At 39.5% G+C, this 8,457-nt stretch carries 10 protein-coding genes; 8 read left to right on the top strand and 2 right to left on the bottom strand.

Features of this window, described 5'->3' with window-relative positions; genetic code table 11:
- The 8 genes from AC1DSB_RS12500 to mnhG all read left to right on the top strand — a co-directional run.
- The coding region (locus AC1DSB_RS12500; protein ID WP_477586821.1) for an MFS transporter at nucleotides 1–708 on the top strand (708 nt) is incomplete at its 5' end.
- A 605-nt stretch (nucleotides 709–1,313) separates the two neighbouring features.
- On the top strand, nucleotides 1,314–3,641 hold the full coding sequence (locus AC1DSB_RS12505; protein ID WP_477586822.1) for a monovalent cation/H+ antiporter subunit A: 2,328 nt from the start codon (nucleotides 1,314–1,316) through the stop codon (nucleotides 3,639–3,641).
- Nucleotides 3,628–4,050 carry a Na(+)/H(+) antiporter subunit B gene (locus AC1DSB_RS12510; protein WP_477532450.1) on the top strand — a complete coding sequence of 141 codons (423 nt, stop codon included), beginning with the start codon at nucleotides 3,628–3,630 and terminating at the stop codon, nucleotides 4,048–4,050. Before AC1DSB_RS12505 ends, AC1DSB_RS12510 begins: the two co-directional genes overlap by 14 nt.
- Entirely contained in the window at nucleotides 4,050–4,391 is a 342-nt protein-coding gene (locus tag AC1DSB_RS12515) for a Na(+)/H(+) antiporter subunit C (RefSeq protein WP_477532451.1), read from the top strand. Before AC1DSB_RS12510 ends, AC1DSB_RS12515 begins: the two co-directional genes overlap by 1 nt.
- Complete coding sequence (locus tag AC1DSB_RS12520) at nucleotides 4,384–5,868, top strand: Na+/H+ antiporter subunit D (RefSeq protein ID WP_477532452.1); 1,485 nt, start codon at nucleotides 4,384–4,386, stop codon at nucleotides 5,866–5,868. Before AC1DSB_RS12515 ends, AC1DSB_RS12520 begins: the two co-directional genes overlap by 8 nt.
- 1 nt (nucleotide 5,869) lies before the next feature.
- Entirely contained in the window at nucleotides 5,870–6,346 is a 477-nt protein-coding gene (locus tag AC1DSB_RS12525; protein ID WP_477532453.1) for a Na+/H+ antiporter subunit E, read from the top strand.
- On the top strand, nucleotides 6,346–6,630 hold the full coding sequence (locus AC1DSB_RS12530) for a Na(+)/H(+) antiporter subunit F1 (RefSeq protein WP_016428993.1): 285 nt from the start codon (nucleotides 6,346–6,348) through the stop codon (nucleotides 6,628–6,630). Before AC1DSB_RS12525 ends, AC1DSB_RS12530 begins: the two co-directional genes overlap by 1 nt.
- The gene (gene mnhG, locus AC1DSB_RS12535; RefSeq protein WP_477532454.1) at nucleotides 6,611–6,988 is read left to right on the top strand and encodes a monovalent cation/H(+) antiporter subunit G; all 378 of its coding nucleotides are present in this window, start codon (nucleotides 6,611–6,613) and stop codon (nucleotides 6,986–6,988) included. The genes AC1DSB_RS12530 and mnhG overlap by 20 nt, the downstream gene beginning before the upstream one ends.
- Nucleotides 6,989–7,129: 141 nt before the next feature.
- On the opposite strand, the gene AC1DSB_RS12540 is transcribed toward mnhG, so the two are convergent.
- Both AC1DSB_RS12540 and AC1DSB_RS12545 read right to left on the bottom strand, forming a co-directional pair.
- Nucleotides 7,130–7,345 carry a hypothetical protein gene (locus tag AC1DSB_RS12540; protein ID WP_016428995.1) on the bottom strand — a complete coding sequence of 72 codons (216 nt, stop codon included), beginning with the start codon at nucleotides 7,343–7,345 and terminating at the stop codon, nucleotides 7,130–7,132.
- A 317-nt stretch (nucleotides 7,346–7,662) separates the two neighbouring features.
- Nucleotides 7,663–8,457, bottom strand: a 795-nt coding sequence (locus AC1DSB_RS12545) for a leucyl aminopeptidase family protein (RefSeq protein ID WP_477586823.1), incomplete at its 5' end; no start/stop codon positions are given.

The raw sequence follows: 8,457 nt of genomic DNA on the forward strand, positions 1-8,457 counted from the left end.
TTTGCAGCCATTCTGGTTATGTTTGGCATAAGCGAAACGAAAAAAATTGCTACAGTCAATGCACATGTTTACTCAAGAAAAACCGTAATGTCAGGCATCATTCATCATAGACTGGTGCTTAATGTCATGATCATCACTGCATTAATTCAAATTGGAAACTTCAGCATCCAGCCGCTTCTTTCACTTTACGTATCAGGTTTATCCGATTCTACAAATGTAGCATTACTTGCGGGCATCACGTTTAGTGCCGCAGGAATCGGAAACTTATTATTTGCTCGTAAATGGGGGCAACTGGGGGATTCAATCGGTTATGAGAAAGTGTTAAGCATGTTGCTTATACTAGCTTTCCTGTTTATCATTCCTCAGGCTTTTGTAACTGAACTTTGGCAATTGATTGGGTTGCGTCTATTATTCGGGATTGCCGTAGGTGGACTGGTTCCAATTACTACTGCTCTCGTCAGACGTGAATCACCAATAGAGATTCAAGGTGAAATGATGGGATACAATACGAGTTTCCGGTTTTTTGGGAATATAATCGGTCCGATGTTCGGAGGACTGGTTAGTGGATATATAGGGATATCTTCTGTCTTTTTCGTGACAGGCGCATTATTCCTTGTATCTTACTTAGTTTTGACATCGACACGGAAAAAACCAGAACAAGATTTTGAAAAGGTGTTACTCAATGAAGAAGCTCATCAACAAGCTTAGCGTTCCTCTATCATGAGGAATGCTTCACTGTAGACAAAGAAAAATATGAGTGAATATAACTTAAAAAGAGCCTATGCAAGAAAATGTTGATTTCCATTGCGGCGGACGCGTTTCGCGGGCACGGCTTCAGTCTCCTCCTCCACTCCAATCAAAAGAAATTGCTTCTGTAAGCTGTCTCTGCAAAATATRTAAGTTGGAAGGTGGTYGGCTATTTCTGAAGACTCCTGCGGAAAAACGAAATAAGTTAGACCCCWCAGGTTCAGCTGTCATAGACAGCTGAGCCGAGGAGGCTAGCGTTTCGTCCGCGGAAAGCGAAAGAAATAGCCGACCCTAAAATTTTTCGATAGAGTGCAAATAAGAACTCAATTTTTATACTTTTTTATTAATTATTATTCTTTTTTTCACCAAGCTTAGCGTTCCTCTATCATGAGGAACGCTTTTTTTTTTTTGAATTTTTTAAGGCGTTTCTTCCTATTTATCATTGGTGGTAAAGTTAGGAGCAAACTCACTGAGTTGGCAAGAGTATCCCATGCAAACACTACATATGTACGTTATAATTGACTTTATAGTGAGAATTTGTGATTTTTCAAAAAAGGAGGATTAACTTGTCTTTTGTCTATCTTATTTTCATCCCAATGCTTGCCGCACTAGTGATTCCTTTTTTATATAAAAAAGTTCCTGGCATTCACACCGGTTGGTTTGTTTTAGCAGTACCAGCCATATTATTTGGTCTTTATACGACCTTTCTCTCAAAGGTTAAAAATGGAGAATCATTTACATCCACTTTTGACTGGATCCCATCTTTGAACATATCTGTTACATCATACATAGACGGTTTGAGTTTGTTATTCTCTCTGCTCATTACAGGTATCGGTACATTGGTTGTGCTTTACTCCATTTTCTACTTGGATAAAACACGTGAGCAATTACACAATTTCTACGTTTATTTGCTGCTTTTCATGACAGCAATGCTGGGCGTTGTTCAATCAGATCATTTAATAAGTTTGTACTTTTTCTGGGAATTGACATCAATTTCTTCATTTTTATTAATTGGGTATTGGTATAAACGAGATCGTTCGCGCTTTGGTGCATTAAAATCCATGATGATTACCGTATTTGGCGGATTGATGATGCTGGGTGGTTTCGTTCTTCTCTCAATTATGGGTGACACTTACTCAATCAGAGAATTGATTGCTTCGGCTCCAGAACTCGCTAATCACGAATGGTTTGTATGGTCGCTTATTCTCGTATTACTTGGTGCTTTTACCAAGTCTGCACAGTTTCCATTCTACATTTGGTTACCGGATGCAATGGAAGCCCCAACTCCCGTCAGTGCTTACTTACACTCAGCCACAATGGTTAAAGCTGGCCTTTATTTAGTTGCTCGTTTCACGCCGATTTACGCAAGTTCTGAATGGTGGATTTGGCTTGTGATTGGAATAGGATTATTAACATTGTTATGGGGTTCATTCTTCGCTTTGAAACAAACAGACTTAAAAGGCATTTTGGCATTCTCCACAGTAAGCCCGGCCATTTTCCATTTAGTGAATCACGCCACATTTAAAGGCAGTCTGTTCATGATTGCGGGCATCGTCGACCATGAGACGGGTACACGAGATATTCGAAAACTTGGTGGCCTAATGAGTTTAATGCCAATCAGTTTCACCATTGCTCTTATTGGAAGTTTTTCAATGGCTGGTCTCCCTCCATTTAACGGTTTCTTGAGTAAGGAGATGTTCCTTTCTGGAATGCTCTCCATTCCAGAGTTTGATTTTTTTGCTTTTGATACTTGGGGAATTTTGTTCCCAATTATTGCTTGGATTGCAAGTGTGTTCACATTTGTGTATAGCTTTTATTTTGTATTCCGCACGTTTACCGGGAAACACAAACCGGACCTTTTACCAAAACAAGCACATGAAGCACCTATTGGTATGCTCATTTCACCAGCTATTTTAGGGTCACTTGTAGTAGCTATATTCTTCATCCCTAATCTCATTGGTGACGTTCTGGTAAAACCAGCTGTCGTGGCAATACAACCATTTCTTTACTCTGTCCCTGAAGATGTAGGCATTCACATCGCCGCTTGGCATGGGCCGAATGCTGAATTATGGATGACAATTGGCATTGTAGCTTTGGGTTATCTCCTTTATGCAACATTGTCCAAATGGCAACCACTGTACAATAAATTCCCACAAGGTTTCACACTAAATCGTCTGTATGACTTCATGATGTTTTTAAGTGAAGTTGGGACAAACCGTCTATCAAGAATTTATATGACTGGTTTCATACGCTCATATTTGGTGTATATGTTTACGGGAATTGTACTCCTGACAATTGGTACCGTTTTCATTAAGGATGCTTTTGAGGTCAGTTTTGCCACTGTGGCACCGATACATTTTTACGAATTGGTTATCGTCCTTGTATTGATCGCTGGGACATTGACCATTTTGTTGGCTAAGTCCCGACTGACCTCCATCATAGCGTTGGGTGCAGTAGGCTATTCTGTTGCTCTATTCTTTGTCATCTTTAATGCGCCAGACCTGGCACTAACCCAATTGGTAATCGAAACGGTTTCCGTTGCCCTTTTCCTATTGGCATTTTATCATTTACCAAAATTAAATCGACACGAAAACCGGATGAAATTCCGACTGGGCAATGCACTGGTTGCAATCGGGGTAGGCGTTACTGTTACCATTGTTGCACTATCTGCCCATTCACAAAAACTTGTTAGTTCCATTTCATCTTATTATGAAAAAACAGTCTATACAGAAGCCGGTGGCGGAAATATTGTAAATGTAATTTTAGTTGACTATCGTGGATTTGATACTTTATTTGAAATTGCGGTTCTCGCAATCGCGTCCCTTGGAATTATTGCGATGATTAAATTGCGACTGACGAAAAAGAAAGAGGTGAATCGAATTGAAGACCAATGATGTCATTTTACAAACAACTACAAAGATCATCTTCTTTATCATTTTTCTCTTTTCGATTCACATCTTCTTTGCTGGTCATTATACACCCGGTGGTGGGTTTGTAGGCGGTTTATTGACTGCAAGTGGTATCGTTTTGCTACTGCTTGCTTTTGATTTGAAAACCGTCACTACTGCTTTGCCGATCAACTATACAGTAATGACCTCAATCGGATTACTATTGGCATTAAGCACAGCTGCAGGATCTATTTTCTTCAATGTTCCGTTCTTTACACATGCCTTTGATTATTTCGAACTTCCTTTGTTGGGAAAACAATCGTTACATACGGCCATGTTGTTTGATACAGGTGTATATTTAGTAGTCGTCGGTGTTACGATGACCATAATTCAATCGATTGGAGCTGATGATTAATGGAAATTGTCATGTGTTTTGTCATCGGTTTTCTATTTATGGCCGCAGTTTATTTAATGCTCTCTAAAAGTCTGTTGCGTATTATCATTGGTACCGGCTTACTCAGTCACGGGGCGCATTTACTGATTTTGACCATGGGTGGACTTGAAGGTTCCGCACCTCCAGTTGTCTCTCCTGGCGTGACGGATTATGCAGATCCTTTGCCTCAAGCACTTATCCTGACTGCTATTGTCATTAGTTTCGGTGTGACTGCATTTTTCTTGGTACTTGCATACCGAGCTTATCAGGAATTAGGCACTGATAATATGAATTTAATGAGAGGAACTGAAGATCATGATTAATTTGCTTTTGTTCCCCATCTTGCTTCCTTTTTTCTTTGCCATGATTTTAATGCTTTTTCCAAAGAAAATACTTGCACAACGAGCAGTCGCTTCTGTTGCACTTGTCTTGACCTTTGGGATATCTCTTGTACTTCTTTTTAAAGTGAAAACAGACGGTATTCAAGCCATAACACTCGGCAGCTGGCCTGCGCCATTTGGAATTACAATGGTTTCGGATATGTTATCCGTTTTGCTCGTCCTGTCTTCCACATTGATTACCCTTTTTGTTGTGTGGTATAGCTTTTCATCAATCGGAAAGGATCGAGAATCCTATTTCTACTACCCTGGAATTTTGTTCATGTTAACGGGTGTGAATGGCGCATTTACCACAGGCGACATTTTCAACATGTTCGTATTTTTCGAAGTATTACTTATGTCTTCCTACTTGTTAATTGTACTCGGTGGTGAAAAAGAACAATTACGAGAATCCATTAAGTACATTTTGGTGAATGTCATTTCATCTGCTTTATTCGTTGTCACTGTCGCTTATTTGTATTCGGTCATCGGCACCTTGAATATGGCAGATATTTCAGTGAAAATCGCACAAATCGATCAACCGGGAATCATCACGGTCATCGCCGTATTATTCCTACTTGTATTTGGATTGAAAGGTGCAATATTTCCGCTTTTCTTCTGGTTGCCTAGCTCATATGCAGCACCACCAATTCCGGTATTGGCCTTATTCGGGGCATTACTGACCAAAGTAGGCGTATACGCCATCATGCGTACATACACTCTGTTTTTCACGTTTGATCAAGGTTTTACACACGAAATGCTGATGATACTTTCAATCCTGACGATCATTGCCGGATGTATTGGTGCATTAGCTTACTTTGATGTAAAGAAAATCATCATATATAACATAATTATTGCTGTAGGAGTCATTTTATTTGGTGCATCCCAAATGAACGAAGCGTCTCTAATGGGCTCTGTATTTTATTTGATTCATGACATATTGATTAAAGGGGCTTTGTTCTTATTAATTGGTATCATCATTGCTATAACTGGCACATCTGATTTAAGAAAAATGGGTGGACTGATTAAAACTTATCCGATGCTTGGATGGACTTACTTAATAGCGGCATTTAGCTTAGCCGGTATACCACCTTTGAGTGGATTTATAGGAAAACTGCTTATTGTACAAGGTGGATTTGAAGCAGGGAATTTGTGGGGAAGTATCTTGATTTTACTTTCAAGTTTAATTGTTTTATTATCTGTTGTCCGTATCTTCATTTATGCATTCTGGGGTGAACCGGCTCATATACAACCTCTTACAAAACAGCATTATCGCGGATTATTTATGCCTGCAGTCATTTTAGTAGGAATCAGTGTTTTATATGGTGTAGGCTCTGAGTGGTTGGTTCCTTATATGAGTGATGCTGCAAATGTAATGCTAGAACCCGCTCTCTATATAAAAGCTGTTTTAGGGGGTGCGTAAGATGGCTTTTCAAATCATGCTAAACTTTTTTATTGCCTTTCTTTGGATGTTTTTATCCGTCTCGTTTAATGCTTCCACGTTTATCGTCGGATTTTTATTAGGGATGCTCATGCTATGGATTATGAAGGGTTTTTTTCCGGGACGTTTCTATATGAATCGCGTGTGGGCTGTAATTAAACTGATTATTCTATTTTTAAAAGAATTGATCATGGCTAATATTCAGGTTTTGCTGTTAATTATTCAACCTAAGATGCCAATCAAACCTGCAATTTTTGCACTTCCTATTGTTTTAGAAAAGGATTGGGAAATCACGCTTTTGGCAAGCTTAATAACTCTGACACCTGGTACCCTTGTTATCGACGTATCTGAGGATTCCAAAATTTTATATATTCATGCATTGCATTATGATGATGCTGATGAAGCAATCGATTCGATTAAAAACACATTTGAAAAAGCCATACAGGAGGTGAGCCGCTAATGATGGTATTCTTTTGGGTCATAGTCGTACTGATTAGCCTGTCCATGTTGGCTTTCATCTATAGATTAATTGTCGGTCCTACTGTTCCTGATAGAGTTGTAGCGCTGGATTCATTGGGTGTTGCACTAATTTCAATGATAGGGATATTTTCTATTCTCGTTGATACCAGCTTTTTCCTTGAAATCATTTTGCTGCTCGCTATATTAGCATTTATAGGCACTGTGGCTTTCTCTAAGTTTTTAGAGAAAGGAGAGATTATCCAACGTGATAACGATCATCGCTAATATTCTTATCGTATCTAGTGTTGTTTTTGGGGTAATTTTCATTCTTGTCACCGCAATTGGCTTGATTCGCCTACCTGATGTTTATTCCCGTACACATGCTGCTTCCAAAAGCGCTACGCTCGGGGTTATGTTCATCCTGCTAGGTGTATTCCTCCACTTTTGGTTAATTGAAGGCCATATTAATACACGTATACTGCTAGGCATTGTTTTTTTATTTATCACAGGTCCAGTTGGTGGACATGTCATCGGCCGCTCTGCCTATTTATCAGGAGTTAAACTCTGGGATAAATCAGTGAAAGATGAATTGGCTCCAGTTGTAGCTGAACGAAGAAAAAAACATGAACAAAGAAACGCTTAAAGCGCCCTGAAAGGCGCCATTCCGCCCCAATACTTTGGTTCGCAGGCTAGCGCTTTGAGCAGACAATAAGAAATTTATAAAACACAAGGTAATAATAAAACGCTTTTGCTCCTCCCCTTTTGGGACAGCAAAAGCGTTTTTTTAATAGCCGTATGGATAATATGGATAGTATGGATAATATGGATATTGATATGGGTATTGGTAATACGGATAAGGTTGATAATAAGGTTGATTAAAGAGTGATTGACCAAGCAAACTTCCTGCCAAACCTCCTAAAAATGGACCTCCAAAAAAGCCTAGCCCTCCAAAACCCCTGCCAAATCCTCCAAATCCTCCACCAAAATGCCTGCGATTCATATGTCCTCTCCTCTCTTTCCTAACGTATGAGAAAAAGAAAGTGTGACATATGTACATAGCCTATTAGCTAGAACTCCAAATAAAATCAGGTTCTTTCTAATATTAAGACCTTTAACAATGATATTCTGCTTCGATTAGGTCCAAATAGCTTTTGGTCTAATCTGTCCTGCCCAAAACTAGCAGTGAAGGAACGAGTGAATTTTCACTTTTCCAACTATGCACTACTCCAATTCACAAARAAAGCGACCAGTTTATAAAAATTGGCCACTTTTCTATAGAATATTATGCTTTCTTAATTTACTTCTTAGAGCACTATATTAAGAATTTTCTTCTGTATTTTCCAAGCTCATCCGTTCAATAAGGGTCGCTAAGGAACGAACCATCGCACCAGTTCCACCTTTTGGTCCTAGATCGTGAGCAGCACTTGCATCTGATGTACCTGCGATATCCAAATGGATCCAAGGGGTATTTTCAACGAATTCACCAACAAATCCTCCCCCGAAAATCATGTGGCCGTCGCGTCCCGGTGAATTGTTTAAATCGGCTACATCACTTTTGCGAATTCGTTTCTTGTCACTTTCAGTTAATGGCAAACGCCATACAAACTCACCTGTTTCAACAGTAGCTTCCAAGAATGTTTCAAAGAATGTTTCGTCGTTTGTCAATGCACCAGTTTTATCTTTCCCCAGTGCGATAATTACTCCACCTGTCAACGTTGCAACATCTACAATGTAGTTAGCTCCTTGTTGTTTTGCATATGTGACGGAGTCCGCTAAAACAAGGCGTCCTTCAGCATCCGTATTCAGGATTTCAATCGTTTTCCCACTTAAAGAAGTAATAACATCATCAGGTTTGAACGCATTACCTGAAATCATATTATCCGTTGAGGCAATGACTGCAATGACGTTTTTATTTGGGCGTGTTTCCCCGATTATACGCATTGCACCTAAAACAGCTGCAGCACCCCCCATGTCACCTTTCATGCCTACTAAGCCATCCTTAGGTTTAATGGAATAACCACCTGTATCGTAAGTAATCCCTTTCCCTACTAGGCCTACGACATCGTACCACTCTTCATTTGCACGGTATTTCATGACCATTAATCTTGGTTC

Source organism: Paenisporosarcina sp. P4_E4_2 (genome assembly GCF_056401595.1).

Excerpts from the sequence above, each read along its gene's own strand:
- AC1DSB_RS12525 (WP_477532453.1), top strand. The coding sequence starts at position 5,870 with ATGGCTTTTCAAATCATGCTAAACTTTTTTATTGCCTTTCTTTGGATG.
- AC1DSB_RS12520 (WP_477532452.1), top strand. The coding sequence starts at position 4,384 with ATGATTAATTTGCTTTTGTTCCCCATCTTGCTTCCTTTTTTCTTTGCC.
- AC1DSB_RS12515 (WP_477532451.1), top strand. The coding sequence starts at position 4,050 with ATGGAAATTGTCATGTGTTTTGTCATCGGTTTTCTATTTATGGCCGCA.
- AC1DSB_RS12530 (WP_016428993.1), top strand. The coding sequence starts at position 6,346 with ATGATGGTATTCTTTTGGGTCATAGTCGTACTGATTAGCCTGTCCATG.
- AC1DSB_RS12540 (WP_016428995.1), bottom strand. The coding sequence starts at position 7,345 with ATGAATCGCAGGCATTTTGGTGGAGGATTTGGAGGATTTGGCAGGGGT.